The organism is Micromonospora reichwaldensis, assembly GCF_031845925.1.
Classification (GTDB): Bacteria; Actinomycetota; Actinomycetes; order Mycobacteriales; family Micromonosporaceae; genus Micromonospora; species Micromonospora reichwaldensis.
Genome location: NZ_JAVRFL010000020.1, coordinates 1 through 15,375 on the forward strand (window position 1 = coordinate 1; position 15,375 = coordinate 15,375).

The following is a 15,375-nucleotide window of genomic DNA, read 5'->3' on the forward strand; positions in this document are numbered from 1 at the left end:
GTTGTCACTCCGCCCGGCGTGTCACGACAACAACTTCATGATCAACGGGGCGGGGTGGGGGGCGGGGTGGGGCGCGGAGCGGGGGTGGGGGGGCGTAGGTGGGTTATCAGGCGCATGCCGTGGTAGACGGTCAGGGCGGCGGCGGTGCCCAGGGCGATGCCGTTGAACGAGAGGTCGCCGGCGGTGAGGGTGTAGTTGGCCGCGCCGACGATCACCGCGACGGCGGCGGTCATCAGGTTCACCGGGTCGTGGAAGTCCACCCGGCTCTCGATCCAGATCCGCGCGCCGAGGATGGCGATCAGGCCGTACAGGGCGGTGGTGGCGCCGCCGAGCACGCCGGCCGGCACGGTGAGGATCAGCGCGCCGAACTTCGGGCTGAGCCCGAGCAGCACCGCCGTCAGGCCGGCCACCCAGTACGCGGCGGTGGAGTAGACCCGGGTCGCCGCCATCACGCCGATGTTCTCCGCGTAGGTGGTGGTGCCGGAGCCGCCGCCGGAGCCGGCGAGCATCGTGGCCAACCCGTCGCCCATGAACGCCCGGCCCATGTCCCGGTCCAGGTTCCGGCCGGTCATCGCGGCGACCGCCTTGACGTGCCCGGCGTTCTCGGCGATCAGCACCAGGATCACCGGGATCACCAGCACGACCGCCCGCAGGCTGAAGCTCGGCGCGTGGAACTCGGGCAGGCCGACCCAGGCGGCGTCCCGCAGGCCGTCGACCGCCTTCGGATCCAGGTCGCCCAGCACGGCGGCGAGTACCCAGCCGACCACCACCCCCAGCAGGATGGAGAGTCGGGCCAGGAACCCCCGGAAGGCCACCGTGGCGAGCAGGATGGCGGCCAGCGTCACCACCGCGATCAGCGGCTGCGCCTTCACGCCGGTGCCGCTCCCGTCGCCGTCCCAGGCGACGGGAGCGAGGTTCAGGCCGATCAGCGCGACGATCGCCCCGGTGACCACGGGCGGCATCAGCGCGTCGATCCAGCGCGACCCGGCGAGCTGGACGACCAGCCCGACGGCGGCCAGCGCCACGCCGGCGACGACGATGCCGCCGAGCGCCGGGCCGATGTCGCCGCCGGCCTTGGCCGCCAGCACCGGCGCGATGAAGGCGAAGGACGAGCCGAGGTACGAGGGCAGCCGGTTGCCGGTGATCAGCAGGAACAGCAGCGTGCCGAGCCCGGAGAAGAAGAGCGTGGTGGCGGGCGGGAAGCCGGTGATGAGCGGCACCGTGAAGGTGGCGCCGAACATCGCGACGACGTGCTGCACGCCGACGCCGAGGGTCCGCGGCCAGGAGAGGCGTTCGTCGGGGTGGACCACGTCGCCGGGGCGGATGGACCGGCCGTCGCCGTGGACCGCCCACGCGGACCAACGGGAGCGCGGCTCGGTGGAGGACTGGGTCATGGAACGCCCTTCGCGTCGTGGAGAGGTGACGGGGGCGCAGGTGGAACCCGGGAGTCGTTTCTAGCAGAACCCCACCCCACCTCGTCCGTCACCCTCCCGCGGTCCCCACGTCACCGCGCCCGGGACCTGGGTGCGCCACCGGGTTCGATGGCTGGGCAGCCCGCCGACTCCGGAGCCGCCGCTTCGGGACACCGTCGTCGGCGAGGTGTCGGCGGGCGGAGGGGCCGGACCGGCGCGGGTGGGACCGGTCCGGTCGCGGGGGAGCGGGCGGGGCGACCGTGCGCGGGATGGTCGCCCCTGCCGTCACCTGGTGTTGAGGACCTGGTCGCGCCCCGGCCCGGGCTGGCGGACGAGCGCCGGCGCCCGATGCGTCGGTCGCAGGGTGAGCAGGCTGCCCACCAGGCCGGAGAAGAGCACGACCATGCCCAGCGCGATCGCGGTGGCCGCCGGGAGCACCACCCGCATCGTCTCGCGCGGGTCGAGGTCGCCGAACCCGTCCAGCCCCCAGTGGGCGACCGCCCCGCCGGTGCCCGCGACGCCGGCGACGAGCAGCAGCAGACCGATGGTGACGCTGGTCTCCAGCCGCAGGAAGCGGACCCAACGGTCCGACGTGCGTTGCCGGGCCAACCCCTCCTGCCGGCCGTAGATCTCGGCCAGGCCACCGAAGAGCACGAGCTGCACCCCGACCAGCACCATCAGGCACGCGTACACCAGTGTGGCGACGTCGAGCCGGACCGGACCGAGGGCAAACGGGCCCGGGGTGAGCGCCGCCACTCCGGCCAGTCCGAGCCCGGCCAGCGCACCGCCCGGCCGGACCAGGGTCTTGCGCGGGGCGAACACCAGCAGGAACCGCAGGTGCCGCCAGCCGTCGCGCCAGGTGCGCAGGTGCGGCGGGCGGGACCGGCCGTCGGGCGACAGGGTGGTCGGCACCTCGGCGATGTCGTAGCCGGCCAGCGCGGCCCGCACCACCAGCTCGGAGGCGAACTCCATGCCCGGCATGCAGAGCCCGAGCGCGCGGATCCGCTCGGCGTGGAACCCGCGCATGCCGCAGTGGAAGTCGCGGACCTCGCGTAGCCCGAACAGTCGCCGGCCGAGCCAGCTCAGGACCGGGTTGCCGAGGTAGCGGTGCAGGGGTGGCATGGCGCCTGCGGCGATGCCGCCCCGGAACCGGTTGCCCATCACCACGTCGTGCCCGGCGCGCAGCGCCTCGACGAACGGGCCGAGGTCCGCAAGCGCGTAGGAGTCGTCGGCGTCGGCCATGATGATGAACCGGCCGCGGGCCTGGTCGATGCCGTTGAGCAGGGCGCCACCGTAGCCGCGGATGGGCGCGTGCACCACCCGGGCGCCGGCCCGCTCGGCGATCTCCTGCGACCCGTCGGTGGACCCGTTGTCGGAGACCAGCACCTCCCCGACCACCCCGCACTCCGCGAGCGAGCGCAGCGCCTTGCGTACGCAGACCTCCAGGGTCTCAGCCTCGTTGAGGCACGGCAGCAGCACCGTGACCTCGATCTTCGATTCGTTCGTCATGCTCCCCGTTGCTTTCTGCCGTGGTGGGCGCGAGCCGGTCCGGCTCGCCGTCGGCCGGCGTGGTCCGGTCCGTGGGTTGAGGTGCCGACCGCAGCCGCTGCCAGCCGACCGCGGCGGCGATCGGGAGGAACGCCAGCGCCGGCAGGCCGTAGCGGTGGTCGAACATCGAGGTGGCCACCGAGAAGACCATGATTCCGAGGCCGACGCCGGCGTACAGCAGGCCGATCATGCTCAGTCGCAGCCGGCCCCGGCGCGGCCACACCGCCCCGACCAGCGCGATCAGCACCATGGCGGCCAGGGCCGGCGGCGGGGTGACCGCGTACCGTCCGTAGCCGTGCAGGAACCGGCTGGCCGCGTTCGGCTCGACGTCGCGCGACGGCGCCGGTTGCCACCGGTAGTCGGGGCTGGCGGTGCGCGGCACGCAGTCACGGTCCGCCGCCCAGTCGGTCGGCGCGGGCTGCGGTCGCCACCAGTTGGCCAGGCACGCCTCGGTCGGCGCGAGCGGGGCCGGCCAGAAGTAGCGGGCGGTGTCCGACGCCACGGCGGCCAGGTAGTCGCCGGGCTGCTGCCGGAGCACCTCCCGGGCGAACTCGTCGAGGTCCTCGGGCCGTTCGACGGCGCGGATGGGGCTGTCCCGGTTCCAGATGAACCAGTCGGGCCGGGCGGGACGCTGGCCCAGCGGCTGCGTCGGGCACAGCTTTCGCAGTCCGGGCCGAAGTTCGAGCCGGTCGCAGTCGGCGATCTGGGCCGTCCGGCCGTAGAGGAACTTCCCGCCCTCCAGGCCGAGCGCGCCCTTGACGGTACCGATGCCGGCGAAGGCGACGCCGAAGAGGACGACGATGCCGAGCAGGTAGGCCGCCGGGGCCCGCCAGCCGCGCCACGGTACGAGCAGGAACAGCAGCAGGGCGCCGAGAGCGACGACGCCGGTGGGCCGGGTCGCCATGCCCAGCGCGACGGCGACGCCCGCGCCCAGGCCGGCGATCGTCCCGGGCCGCTCCCGCCACACGAGCAGCAGCACCGCCACGGCCAGCGCGGTGGTGAAGAGCGTCTCGGTGAGCAGGTACTGCTCCAGCGTGAGCTGGGTGGCGTCGAGCAGGACCGGCGCGGCGGCGAGCGTGGCCAGCCAGGGGCCGCCGCCCAGGCGGCGCAGCAGCAGGTAGGCCGCGACGCCCAGGGCGAGCCCGGCCAGGTGTTGCAGGGCCACCACCGAGGCGACGGTGCCCGTCCATTCGAAGCCCTTGAGCAGCCACGGGTACGTCCACCGGGCCGGCATGGCCGGCCATTCGGCGGCCCGTCTGAGATACGTCCCCGAGTCGCCCTGGAACCACAGGGCGGGCGGGTACGCGGCCATCGTGGTGATCCGCAGCGCGACACCGGCGGCGAGCACGACGACGAGGCCGACGTGGCGGCGCAGCAGGGCGGGAAGGGAACGCGGACCGGCCCACCGCGCGGTCGGGCGTCCAACGAGCACGGAAAGCTCCCGAAGACAGCGCAGAGTGATTGGCGCGGTCAAGCTAGCACGAGGGACGGTGACGGTGGGTGTACCGACCCGGCACGGGGGCCGACATTCGGCGCCCGCCATCTGCCGTTCACGCGCACGAAACGGTCGACCCGCCACCGATCCTGCGGATCTTCGTCCGAACGGCCGCGTCGGGGGTACCGACCGGACGGCCTGGCCCTCCGCCCGGCCATGGCGCGATCCGGCCCGGAGGAAAGGTCGGCTCAGGCGACGCCGACGGGCCGGAACTGGACGCTGACCCGGGGCCCGACGGGCCGGGTGGTCTTGGGTACGGCGTGCTCCCAGGTGCGCTGGCAGGAGCCGCCCATCACGACGAGGTCGCCGTGCCCGAGCGGGAAGCGCAGGCTGGCGCCGCCGCCCCGGGGCCGCAGCAGCAGCGTGCGGGGCGAGCCGAACGAGACGATGGCGACCATGGTGTCGGTGTGCGCGGAGCGGCCCTGGGTGTCGCCGTGCCAGGCGACGCTGTCCCGGCCGGAGCGGTACAGGCACATGCCGGCGGTGACGAAGGGCTCGCCGAGCTCGGGGGCGTAGTGCCGGGTGAGGGCGGTGCGCGCCTCGGTGAGCAGCGGATGCGGCAGCGGGCGGTGGCCGGCGTACCAGCAGAGCAGCCGGGGCACGTCCACCTCGGCGTCGTACATGGTGCGGCGTTCGGCCCGCCAGGGCACGTCCCGCAGCAGGGTGTCGAAGACCTGGTCGGAACCGGCGACCCAGCCGGGGAGGTGGTCGACCCACGCGCCGGGGGTGAGCGGGTGCCGGCGCAGCCGGCCGCCCAGTGGACCCAGCGACGGCTGCGCGGCGGTGAGGTCGAGCATCGACGGCTGGTAGGCGGCCCCGGTCATCGGGCGAGCGTACCGCCCGTTGGCACAGGTGTACGACGATGGGGTCGGCTTGTCGCCCGCCGGTCACCTGGCGCACACGTCGGCGTTGGCCGACGTCGGGTCAACGGTTGAGGATCCGGCGCACCGGGCCGCCGACGGCCCGCTTCACCCGGCTCCGCAGGCGCTGCTCGCGCAGGGTCTCCGCCTCCGCCTGCAACTCGGTGTTGCGGTCGTGCAGCCACTGGATGCGCTCCAACAGCGCGGGCGGAGGGGTCGCGGCGGCCGGGCGCACGGCGGGCGGGAAGGTGGTGGCCCGCACCTGCGCGTCGAACCGGGCCGCGCTGTCGCCGTCGGCGAAGGCGTTGCCCAGGTCGTGCTTGGCGAGGAAGGCCAGCATGGTCTCGTAGCGTGCCTTGTGGCCGTCGTTGAGCGCCGTGTAGTCCGCCTCGTCGTAGAGCTGGGCGGCGTCCACGTCCGCCGGCACGTCCTTCATCACCCGGTGCGGAATGTCGAAGTAGCGGGCGAGTTCCAGGGTGCGCGAGTCGTGCGCGAAGAGGTAGCCGGGCGTGCCGGCGACCAGCGCGGTGATGGTGCCGTGGATCCGGGTGCCGAACGCGAAATCGAACCCGGAGAGGTAGTCCATCCAGGTCCAGGGGTCCACGAACATCCGCACCTTGTCCTCGGTGAACAGCGGGTGCGAGGTGTGGATCGGGATCGCGCTGGACTTGCCCCGATCCTCGGGGGCGTCGCCGTAGAGCAGGGTGCCGAGCGTCTTGAGGTCCTGCGGCAGGTAGCGCAGGTTCGGATACCGCTCGTGGTGCCGGGTGATGATCTTCGCCATCGACTTGACGTACGGCGAGACGGTGAGCGCGAGCCGGTCGTCCGGCGCCAGCGCCGTCTTCCGCTTCTCCACCCGGAGGTTGTCGGCGTGCAGGAACATCGACGGGCACCCGATCACGTCGACGGCGGAGAAGCCCAGGGTGCGCAGGTAGCCCTCGGTGATCTCGCCTCGGACACCGATGCTGGGCGAGCGGTCCAGCACCGCCCGGACGAACCGGGTCACCACGTCGTCGATCGGGCGCAGGTACTCCCGGTCGCCGTGGACGTCGGTCTGTACGCCGACCCCGAGCACCACCACCGGGATCCTCAGCCGCTCGATGAGCTTGGTCATCGCCTCGACGCGGTGGGCGTAGCTGCGCCGGAAGGCGTTGGCCAGCGGCACCACGTAGACGTCGTACCGCTCGTTGATCATGTCGGCGTCGCGCGGGTTGACCTTGAACTCGGTCGAGGCGATCTCGGCGGTGGCGGTGCGCAGCAGCTTGTGAGCGGCGTGGCTGAAGACGAGGTTGCCGTTGTTCTCCCCGATCCAGTTGTGCTCGTAGCTCTCCTCCGGCGAGTAGACGTCAAACGGGCCCTTCTTGGCCCGCATCAGGATCCGCCGATGCATGTGCCCCGCCTCTCGTCACCTCCGGGTCACGGAATATTAGGCCACGGGCCGACGTGGGCATAGCCGGCCGTCATCCCGTCACGGGACGGGACGCAACGATCACTCCCGTCACGGGCCGGGACGCAACGATCACCCCGGATGGGGCGGAACGGTCGCTTCCGGGCGGGACGGGAAGATCAGCAGGGGCGGCGGGTATGGTGCCCGGCGGGCGGTGCCGACCGGAGCCGCCACGGGGCGTCCTCCCGGGACACCCGACGACGGGGTCGAGGAGGAGACGTACGTGCTGGTGACCCTGCGGATCGTCGGGATGCCGGCATGAACGACGCCGCTACCGTCGCGCCGGCCGCCCGGCCCGCGTCCCCGGCCAGCCGCCTGCCGTCGCTGACCGGGCTGCGCTGGGTCGCCGCCCTGCTCGTCTTCGGGTTCCACGTCGCGACGATGGGCGTCATCGCCGAGCCGGGCCAGAAGGCCGTCGTGGACTGGGCCTTCGCCCTCGGGCTGTCGGGCGTGCAGTTCTTCTTCATCCTCAGCGGCTTCGTGCTGGTCTGGTCGGCCCGACCCACCGACACCCGTCTGGCGTTCTGGCGGCGCCGGGTGGCCAAGATCTGGCCGAGTCACGTGGTGCTGTGGGTGGCGGCCCTGGCGGTCGCGGCCTGGTTCGCCGATCCCGTGGACCGGTTCGTCGCGGTGGAGAACCTGTTCCTCCTGCAGGCGTGGGACCCGCGGCCGGGCCACTTCTACAGCATCAACACGGTCAGCTGGTCGCTGTCCTGCGAGTTCTTCTTCTACCTCTGCCTGCCGTTGGCGCTGCCGTTGATCCGCCGGGCCCGGCCGTGGGCCCTGTGGGCCGTCGTGGTCGCGGTGCCGCTGCTCATCCTGGCGCTCTGGCCGGCCCAGGCGCTGGTGCCCGAGGAGAGCCGCTGGTGGTTCACCCAGGTCTTCCCGCCGGTGCGGTCGCTGGAGTTCTGGATGGGCGTCGCCGCCGCCGAGCTGATGCGGCGTGGCCGGTGGCGTGGGCCGGGCCTGCCGCTGGCCAGCCTGCTCTTCGTGGCGACCTGGGTGGTCGCCGCGCAGTGGGTCCGCGCCGAACTGTGGGCGGCGCTGCTCTCGGTGGCGTACATCCTGGTCATCGCCGCGGCGGCGGACGCGGACGTGCGCGGGCGGCGCTCGCCGTGGCGGTCCCGGCCGATGGTCTGGCTGGGCGAGGTCTCCTTCGCCTTCTATCTGGTGCACGTCCTCGTGATGATCACCGTCCTGCGGCTCACCGGCGACTGGGGCGTCGGCTTCACCGGCTGGTGGGGACCGGCGGTGGTGCTCGGCTTCCTGCTGTTCAACCTGGCCCTGGCCGGCCTGTTGCACCGTCTCGTCGAGACGCCGATGATGCGGCTGCTCACCCCGCGCAGGCCGGCCCGGACGCCGCGGGACGGGGACGGCGCCGGGAAGGACTCCGGCGGCCCCGGGGCGGCGCCGGGGGATCGGGGCAGCGCCGTGCCGCGCCCCCGGGCCGCCGGCCCGCAGGACGACCACCGACCGACGTACGCCGACTCGCGCTGAGCGCCCCGGCGGTCGGAGTGTCCGCCGACGAAATCCCGACCGTTTCGGTGACGCCGGTCACCACGTCGGCGAACCGGTCATCGGGCGCGTCCGGGCCGAATCCCGCCGGGGTTTCGGCGCCGATGTCCGCCACTTGTCCCGTTGTCGCCCGGAGGTGCGCGCAGAAACGGTCGTCCCATTGAGTCACGTCAGTGGCGAAGTGCCCGCAAAAATTGTCTCCCGATCAAGGTTTAGGCAGGTGGGACGGGGTTGGCAGGGCGCGGACCGGCCAGTAATGTCGGCGCGTCCGGTGCGGTACCCGATCGCCAGAGGCGACGCCGCGCCGACCCGCCTAATCGTGAACGACGAACCGGGGACCCAGTGCTCGTTGGGGTGAATCCGTGGGCCGTTGGCCCGTGGTAGGGCGTTCTTCCCGCCCGAATCCGTCAGCTAACCCGGTCGGCGGTGTCGGAAGGAGTTCCATCCTCATGCCACACCCGTACACCCCTCGGTTGTGCCGCCGTCTCCACGGCGCCGCGGTGATCGCGCTCGTCCGCCCGCAGGTCCTGAGCTGACCCACCGGTCACCGTCCGTCGCCCGGCGTCCCGGGCGCATCCCCTGAGTGGCCCACCACCCGCCCGGACGCCCGTCCGCGCGGTCGGTCCGCCCTGCCCTCGGCGCGGACCGACGGCCGCTCACCCCCGAGCCCGTGGAGGAAACCGTGAAGCACCACCTCAAGCGACAGTTGCGTCGCCTCACGTCCGAGCGTCCGTACCAGCTGGCCGCCGCGTCCGCCGCGGCGCTCGTGCTGGCGTCGGGCACGGGCGCGCTGCTGGCCGGAGCCGACGAGGCACCCGCCGCCGCGCAGGCCCCGGTGGCCGCGACCGAACTGCGGGACGACGCGGCGGCCTCGCGCAGCCAGACCCGGGTCGCGCCCGCCCCGTCCCGCGCCGCCCCGGCCGCGTCCAGCGCCGCCCCGTCGGCCAGCGCGTCCAGCGCCGCCCCGGACCCGGACCTGACCCGCAAGCCGGCGCCGCCGAAGCCTCCGGCCGCCAAGAGCCTGGACTACGACTACCAGGCCCAGACCACCTTCTACAACTGTGGTCCGGCGGCCGTCCGGCACGCCCTCAGCGCCGCCGGCATCGCGCGCAGCCAGGACGCCCTCGGCGCCCAGCTGGGCACCGACCAGATGGGCACCGACTCGGCCCAGGACACCACCCGCGTGCTGAACGCGACGGTGAAGGGCGACCCGTACCGGACCCGGATGATCCCCGGTGGCGCCGCCACCCCGGCCCAGATGGACCGGCTCCAGGCCGACGTCGTCGCGGCCATCGCCGACGGGCGGGGCGTCGTGGTCAACGTCGCCGGCAGCGCCACCGACACCGACGGCGGCTGGCACTCCTTCCCCGGCGGCCACTACGTCGCGGTGGTCGGCTACCAGGACGAGGGGCGGCTGGTGAAGATCGCCGACTCGGCGAACCCGGCGACCGCCTCGTACTGGATCAGCACCATCGCCCTGGCGAACTGGGCCGCCACCCGCGGCTACTCCGCCTGAGCGACCCCGTCGGGCGCCGGCTCCCCTACGCGGGGGTCGGCGCCCGATGTCGTGTCCGGGTCACGGCCCTCGCCCCCGGCGTCCGGTGGGTGGCACACTGCGCCCATGGTCGATGAGTCGGGTGACCGGGACGGCCGGCGGGTGCTCCTGCTGCTGCACGGCATGGGCGCGACCGGCGACGTGTGGCTGCCCTGGGCGCCGCTGCTGGAGCGTCGGTGGGCGGGGCGGTGGCTGGCACCGGACCTCGCCGGCCACGGCTGGTCGCCGCCGCTGCCGGAGTACTCGTTCCCGGGGCTGGCCGCGCGGATCGCCGCGGGGCTCGCGGCGGGGGACCGGCTCGTCGTGCTGGGGCACTCCCTCGGCGGGGTGGTCGCGCTGGCGCTGGCCGCCCGCAGCGCCGGGCTGCCCGTCGACGCCGTGGTCGGGCTCGGCATCAAGGCCGTCTGGTCGCCGGCGGAGCTGGCGAAGGCAGGTGAGTTGGCGGCCCGGCCGGTGACCTGGTTCGCCAGCCGGGACGAGGCGGCCCGCCGCTACCTGCGGGTGGCCGGCCTGACCGGGCTCTTCGCCCCGGACCATCCCGTCGTGGAGGCGGGGCTGCGGCAGGTCGACGGCCGCTGGCGGCTGGCGATGGATCCGGCCGCGTTCGGCGTGGGCGCGCCGGACCTGCCCGCCCTGCTGGCGGCGACCGACGTGCCCGTGCTGCTGGCCCGCGGCGAGCACGACCCCATGGTCACCGACGCCCAGCTCACGGAACTGGGGGTGCCGGTCGCCGTCCTGCCCGGCCTCGGGCACAACGCCCACGTCGAGGCCCCCGAGGCGGTCCTGGACCTCGTCGAGCCGTACCGCTGATCCGTCTGCCGTCCCGGGGCCGCGCGGCGGGGGACGTGGCCGACGATCAAGAGCCGGCGGCCGCCGGTGCCTCGGGGCGTGCGGCGGGCACCTCCCCGTGCCCGGTCTCGCCCTGGTCCCGGACGCGTGGTGGTCGGATCGCCGTGATCGCGACGGCGGAACCCGCGGCGAGGAGGGCGAGTGCCAGCCAGGGGAGGGCGGGCAGGTGCCAGCGTTCACCGAGGTCCGTCAGATAGCCGATGACGGTGTTGCCGCCAGCGGCGACGAGTCCCCCTGCGGAGGCGTACACGCCCAGGTAGGTGCCGGTCAGGCCCGGCCGGGCGAAGTCGGCGGCACGGCTCAGCGCGAACGGTTGGGCGACGTTGAGGCCGATCGCCAGGAACGCCGTGGCGAGGGCCACCGGTATCGACGCCGCCAGGACGATCGCGATCGCGGTGTTCCGGCCGCCGGCGGACAGCCAGGTCGCGCTGCCCGCGCCGGCGATGAAGGACACGGCGGAGAGCAGCAGGCCGACGACGATCGCGCCGTGCGAGGACATCCGGCGTGCCAGCGCCTGGGAGACCCGCACCTGTAGCAGCAGTGTCGTCACGGTGGAGATGAGGAAGACCGCTCCGGTCGCGCTGGCCCAACCGGTGACCCGAGCCGCCTCCAGCGGAAGAAGCAGGTAGAACTGGTTGTACAGCGTCAGCATGCCGGCGCAGGCGACGGTGAAGACCATGAACCGGCGGTCGGTGGTGACCTGCCGCCAGCTCGCCCGCAACGGCCCGGCCGGCGCCTGCGGGGACCGCGCCGGAAGCCAGCGCGCCTGGGCGATCGTGAGGACGGCGAAGATGACCGCCGAGGTGAGCGCCATCGGCCCGAACCCGACGAGGATGAGCACGCTGCCGAGCAGCGGGCCCGCCAACGCGCCGACCGTGTTCGTGAGGCTGTAGAGCGTGAACGCGTCGACCCGCCGGTCGGCGGCTTCAAGCGCCAGATAGGTGCGCACGGCCGGCGAGAACAGCGCGCCGGCCAGACCGGTCAGGACGGCGGCGCTCATCAGCCCGACGGCGCTGCTCGAGAAGGCGAAGATGGCGAAGGCCAGCGTCCGTAGCGCACAGCCGGCGATGATGACCGGCCGGCAGCCGAAGCGGTCGGCCGCGGCGCCACCCACCACGGTCAGTCCCTGCTGGGCGAAGGTACGGATCCCCAGCACGGCGCCCACCACCGCGGCGGCCATCTGCAGGTCGTTGGTCAGGTAGGTGGCGAGATAGGGCACCAGCAGGTAGAACCCGACAGCCATCCCGCACTGGTTGACCAGCAGCAGCCGCACCGGCCCGGACATGGACCGGAACAGCCTGATCGTACGCACCCGGGCCTCCCGACTGCCGTTCCCGGCGACCGGCTTGTCGCCTGAACGTAGCAGTTGCCGCACTGTGGCAATAAGGCCTGCCGGGCGGGAAAGGTCAGGTGGCGGGGTAGAGCGTCGCCTCGTCCGGGTCGAGCGGCAGGCCGGCCCCGCCGGCGCGCGGGGCAGGTGCGCTCCACTCCCCGTCGAGCTGGCGCCGGGCGGCCTCCAGGAACGCCTCGGCGTACGACTCGGCGGGGAAGTCACCCAGGTAGCGGCTCCGGGTGGCCCATCGCGCCGAGGCCAGCGGATCGGTGTCCAGCAGCGCGGTCAGCACCTCGTCCACGTTCGCCATGTCGCGCCGCAGCACGTAGCCCGACCCGGCGAGCGGGAACTGCTCGGGGAACCGGTCGCCGGAGTCCACCATGTCGGTCACCGCGTACGGCTTGCCGGAGTAGAGGTAGTCGGAGATCACCCCGGACACGTCGGAGACCAGCGCGTCCGAGCGGTTCACGCACTCGGTCAGGGTCAGCTCCCGGCTGGCGGCGGTGCCGAAGACGTGCTGCCGGCCGCTGCGGGCCCGGTCGGCGGCCAGCAGTTCGGTGAGCCGGCCCAGCTGCCGGGCGGAGGCCGGGTTCTGCGAGGTGTACGGGTGGGCCCGCAGGATCACCGTCGCGCCCCGGTCGAGCAGCCGGCGCAGCAGCGTCTCGGCCACCGGCAGGGAGCAGTAGTTCGCGTCCGCGTTGTGTCCGGTCCAGGTCGGCGTGTAGAGCACGGTCGGGTTGGCCCGCCCGTGCGCCGGCCCCGGGCGCACCTCGATCGACTCGACCTGGGGGCGGCCGACGACGACGAACTTCTCCGCCGGGATGTCCACCCCGGCGCGGGCGTACCGGTCGATGGCAGCCTGGCCGGCGACGAAGATCCGGTCGAAGATCGCCGAGACCGGGTTGGCGCTGGGGGCCTTGTCGCTGTCGCCGTGGTGCAGCTGGACGTGGGTCAGCTGGGTGAAGCGGATGCAGTGGCTGTTCTTCGCGCCGTGGTTGACGTAGAACGCCACCCGCAGGCTCGGCACCAGCGCCTCGTCCATCGCCCTGGTGGTGGGGCAGTAGACCACGGGCGCGCTCGTGGCCGCGGCGACCAGGGGCAGGGACTCCGGCTCGCGCACCATCACCAGGAACGGCCGGCCGATCCGCTCCAGGTACGGCAGCCACATGGTGACCTGGTACTCCGAGCCGGGCGGCGCGGAGAAGTGGAGCAGGAACTCGGGCTGGTGCCGGCGCAGCGCGCGGGACACCGCCGAGCCGCCGGCCCCCGGCCGGAACTTGCGCCGGGCCAGGTCCAGCCCGACCGCCGCGGCCCCGGCGGCGACCAGGGCGACGGCCGCCAGCGCGACACCGGCCGGCAGGCCCGCGACGGCCGCCAGCGCCAGCAGGGCGAGCAGCCCCGCCAGCGCGTCGCCGAGGCGGGCGGCGACCAGCGGCGTCCACGAGCGCACCGGCAGGTTCGCGGCGCGTACCTCCAGGCCGCCGGCGTCGCGGAGCGGGTTGACCAGGAGCACCAGCCCCAGCAGGGCCAGTGCGGTCACGGCCAGCGCGGGATCGAACCCGGCGTCGAGGCGGCGGGCGTAGCCGACCAGGATCGCCGCCGCGACCAGCGCGGTCTCGGCGGCGTTGTCGGCGCCCGGCCGCACCCGCCGCTCCCAGGTGGCCGCCGCGAGGGCGGCCACGGCGAGCCCCAGCCCCCAGCCGGTCGCCCCGGTCAGCGCTACGACGAGGAACGCCAGCACCGCCAGGCCGGTGGCCAGCGCGCGGGCGAGCAGCTTCCGAACCAGGTCACCACGCATGTCGGCTCCGATTCCCGCCGTGGCCCGAAATCCGCGTCAGCCGGCGTCGGCCGGGCTGGCGTCCCGCTCCACCCGCGCCGACCCCGGCTGGGCCGGCACCTCGCCGGGCGCGCGACGCACGTCGATGACCTGGCCGGTCAGGTCCGAGATCAGCACGTCCAGCGACGCCTGCGCCACGGTCTCGGCGGCGAGCAGGGTGTGCTCCGGCTCCTCGCCGAACGCCTTGGTGCGCATCGGCGTCGCGGTCCGCTCGGGGTTGACGCAGTTGACCCGTACGCCGAACTCCGCCCACTCGTCGGAGAGCGCCTGGGTGAGGTTGACCAGGGCCGCCTTGGTGGAGGAGTAGAGCGCGTAGTCGGCGCGGCCCCGGGTGTAGGAGCTGGAGGTGTAGAGCAGCAGCTGGCCCTTGGTCTGCTGGAGGTAGGGCAGCGACTGGCGGGCGACGATGACCGGCCCCACGAAGTTGACCTGGAGCACCCGGTCCATGGTCTCCTGGTCCATCTCGGACAGGGGACCCTTCTCCAGGATGCCGGCGGTGACCACCACGTGGTCGATCCGCCCGGTGGCCTCGAAGGCGGTCTTCAGCGCCGCCTCGACGTCCTCGGCGCGCTCGACGTGGGTGCCGGTGCTGGAGCGGCTGAACGGGAAGACCTGCGCGCCGTAGCGGCGGGCCAGTCCGGCGAGGTCGTGGCCGATGCCGTAGCTGCCGCCGAAGACCACGATGGTCCGGCCGGTCAGCTCCTCGGTGTAGCTGCGCTCGTCGGTCACCCGGGGCGCCTGCGCGGCGGCGAGCTGGAACAGCTTGTCCGCCAGGTGCACGTCGACCGGGTGGGTGACCTTGATGTTCTCGTCGGAGCCGTCGATGACCTTGATCGGGGTGCCGGGCAGGTAGCGCAGCACCACCCCGCAGTCGTCGGTGGCGGCGAAGTGCGGGTCGTTCTCGGCGCGCCGGTAGGCCTCGCGGATGGTGCCCGAGCGGAACGCCTGCGGGGTCTGGCCCCGGCGCAGCGAGGAGCGCACGGGGATGTCGGTGATGCAGTCGTCCTCGTCGACCTGGACGATCGTGTCGGCCGACGGGATGGCCACGTCGACCGCCGCGTACGTCCAGAGCGCGTTCACGCACTCCCGCACGATCCGGCCGCTGACCAGGGGCCGCACCGCGTCGTGGAAGAGGATGTTGCAGTCGCCCTCGCCGACGGCGTCGAGCGCGATCCGGGTGGTGGCGTTGCGGGTGTCGCCGCCCTCGATGACCTTGGTGACCTTCCGGAAGCCGGCCTTGTCGACGATCTGCTGCGCGTCGGCGACGTGGCCGGTGGCCATCAGCACGACGATCTCGTCGATCTCGGGCGCCGCCTCGAAGACCGCCAGGGTGTGCTCGATGATCGGCTTACCGGCGATCTTCAGCAACTGCTTCGGGATGCCGAGGCCCAGCCGGGTCCCGGTGCCGCCGGCCAGCACCACCGCCACCGTCCGCGAGGGCCGCCACGGCGCCGGGGTGTCCGGTGTGGCGTCCGAGCCAGTGGTGTGGTCCTGCGTCATTGCCGAATCCTCACTCTCGGGGAT

The 15,375-nt window shown here is 73.5% G+C and carries 11 protein-coding genes and 1 riboswitch; of the genes, 3 read left to right on the forward strand and 8 right to left on the reverse strand.

What is annotated here, in order from left to right:
• Positions 1-41 precede the first annotated feature (41 nt).
• The 5 genes from RM555_RS17735 to RM555_RS17755 form a co-directional block, all read right to left on the reverse strand.
• Complete coding sequence (locus RM555_RS17735; RefSeq protein ID WP_311412802.1) at positions 42-1,394, reverse strand: uracil-xanthine permease family protein; 1,353 nt, start codon at positions 1,392-1,394, stop codon at positions 42-44.
• A 303-nt stretch (positions 1,395-1,697) separates the two neighbouring features.
• Positions 1,698-2,921, reverse strand: coding sequence for a glycosyltransferase family 2 protein (locus tag RM555_RS17740; protein WP_311412803.1), 1,224 nt, complete (start codon positions 2,919-2,921; stop codon positions 1,698-1,700).
• Positions 2,863-4,392 (reverse strand): glycosyltransferase family 39 protein, encoded by a 1,530-nt coding sequence (locus RM555_RS17745; protein ID WP_311412804.1) that lies wholly within the window; start codon positions 4,390-4,392, stop codon positions 2,863-2,865. The genes RM555_RS17740 and RM555_RS17745 overlap by 59 nt, the downstream gene beginning before the upstream one ends.
• A gap of 251 nt (positions 4,393-4,643) precedes the next feature.
• Positions 4,644-5,279, reverse strand: coding sequence for an alpha-ketoglutarate-dependent dioxygenase AlkB (locus tag RM555_RS17750; RefSeq protein ID WP_311412805.1), 636 nt, complete (start codon positions 5,277-5,279; stop codon positions 4,644-4,646).
• A 100-nt stretch (positions 5,280-5,379) separates the two neighbouring features.
• The gene (locus RM555_RS17755; protein ID WP_311412806.1) at positions 5,380-6,705 is read right to left on the reverse strand and encodes a polysaccharide pyruvyl transferase family protein; all 1,326 of its coding nucleotides are present in this window, start codon (positions 6,703-6,705) and stop codon (positions 5,380-5,382) included.
• Positions 6,706-7,020: 315 nt separating this feature from the next.
• Here RM555_RS17755 and RM555_RS17760 point away from each other — a divergent pair, with 315 nt between their 5' ends.
• The 3 genes from RM555_RS17760 (at position 7,021) to RM555_RS17770 (ending at position 10,642) form a co-directional block, all read left to right on the forward strand.
• On the forward strand, positions 7,021-8,259 hold the full coding sequence (locus tag RM555_RS17760; protein ID WP_311412807.1) for an acyltransferase family protein: 1,239 nt from the start codon (positions 7,021-7,023) through the stop codon (positions 8,257-8,259).
• 318 nt (positions 8,260-8,577) lie between these two features.
• Positions 8,578-8,718, forward strand: a riboswitch (cyclic di-AMP (ydaO/yuaA leader).
• Between the two features lie 229 nt (positions 8,719-8,947).
• Positions 8,948-9,793: a C39 family peptidase gene (locus RM555_RS17765; protein WP_311412808.1), complete on the forward strand. Its 846-nt coding sequence runs from the start codon at positions 8,948-8,950 to the stop codon at positions 9,791-9,793.
• Between the two features lie 105 nt (positions 9,794-9,898).
• Positions 9,899-10,642: an alpha/beta fold hydrolase gene (locus RM555_RS17770; protein ID WP_311412809.1), complete on the forward strand. Its 744-nt coding sequence runs from the start codon at positions 9,899-9,901 to the stop codon at positions 10,640-10,642.
• 46 nt (positions 10,643-10,688) lie between these two features.
• Here the strand turns inward: RM555_RS17770 and RM555_RS17775 are convergent, their stop codons facing one another.
• From RM555_RS17775 to RM555_RS17785, 3 genes are all read right to left on the reverse strand, one after another.
• Positions 10,689-11,993, reverse strand: coding sequence for an MFS transporter (locus RM555_RS17775; RefSeq protein WP_311412810.1), 1,305 nt, complete (start codon positions 11,991-11,993; stop codon positions 10,689-10,691).
• Between the two features lie 94 nt (positions 11,994-12,087).
• Positions 12,088-13,812, reverse strand: coding sequence for a CDP-glycerol glycerophosphotransferase family protein (locus RM555_RS17780; protein ID WP_311412811.1), 1,725 nt, complete (start codon positions 13,810-13,812; stop codon positions 12,088-12,090).
• A gap of 36 nt (positions 13,813-13,848) precedes the next feature.
• Positions 13,849-15,351 (reverse strand): bifunctional cytidylyltransferase/SDR family oxidoreductase, encoded by a 1,503-nt coding sequence (locus RM555_RS17785; RefSeq protein WP_311412812.1) that lies wholly within the window; start codon positions 15,349-15,351, stop codon positions 13,849-13,851.
• Between the last annotated feature and the right edge of the window lie 24 nt (positions 15,352-15,375).

Coding starts and splice junctions, on each gene's coding strand:
- RM555_RS17735 (WP_311412802.1), bottom strand. CDS start 1,394: ATGACCCAGTCCTCCACCGAGCCGCGCTCCCGTTGGTCCGCGTGGGCG.
- RM555_RS17740 (WP_311412803.1), bottom strand. CDS start 2,921: ATGACGAACGAATCGAAGATCGAGGTCACGGTGCTGCTGCCGTGCCTC.
- RM555_RS17750 (WP_311412805.1), bottom strand. CDS start 5,279: ATGACCGGGGCCGCCTACCAGCCGTCGATGCTCGACCTCACCGCCGCG.
- RM555_RS17755 (WP_311412806.1), bottom strand. CDS start 6,705: ATGCATCGGCGGATCCTGATGCGGGCCAAGAAGGGCCCGTTTGACGTC.
- RM555_RS17760 (WP_311412807.1), top strand. CDS start 7,021: ATGAACGACGCCGCTACCGTCGCGCCGGCCGCCCGGCCCGCGTCCCCG.
- RM555_RS17770 (WP_311412809.1), top strand. CDS start 9,899: ATGGTCGATGAGTCGGGTGACCGGGACGGCCGGCGGGTGCTCCTGCTG.
- RM555_RS17780 (WP_311412811.1), bottom strand. CDS start 13,812: ATGCGTGGTGACCTGGTTCGGAAGCTGCTCGCCCGCGCGCTGGCCACC.
- RM555_RS17785 (WP_311412812.1), bottom strand. CDS start 15,351: ATGACGCAGGACCACACCACTGGCTCGGACGCCACACCGGACACCCCG.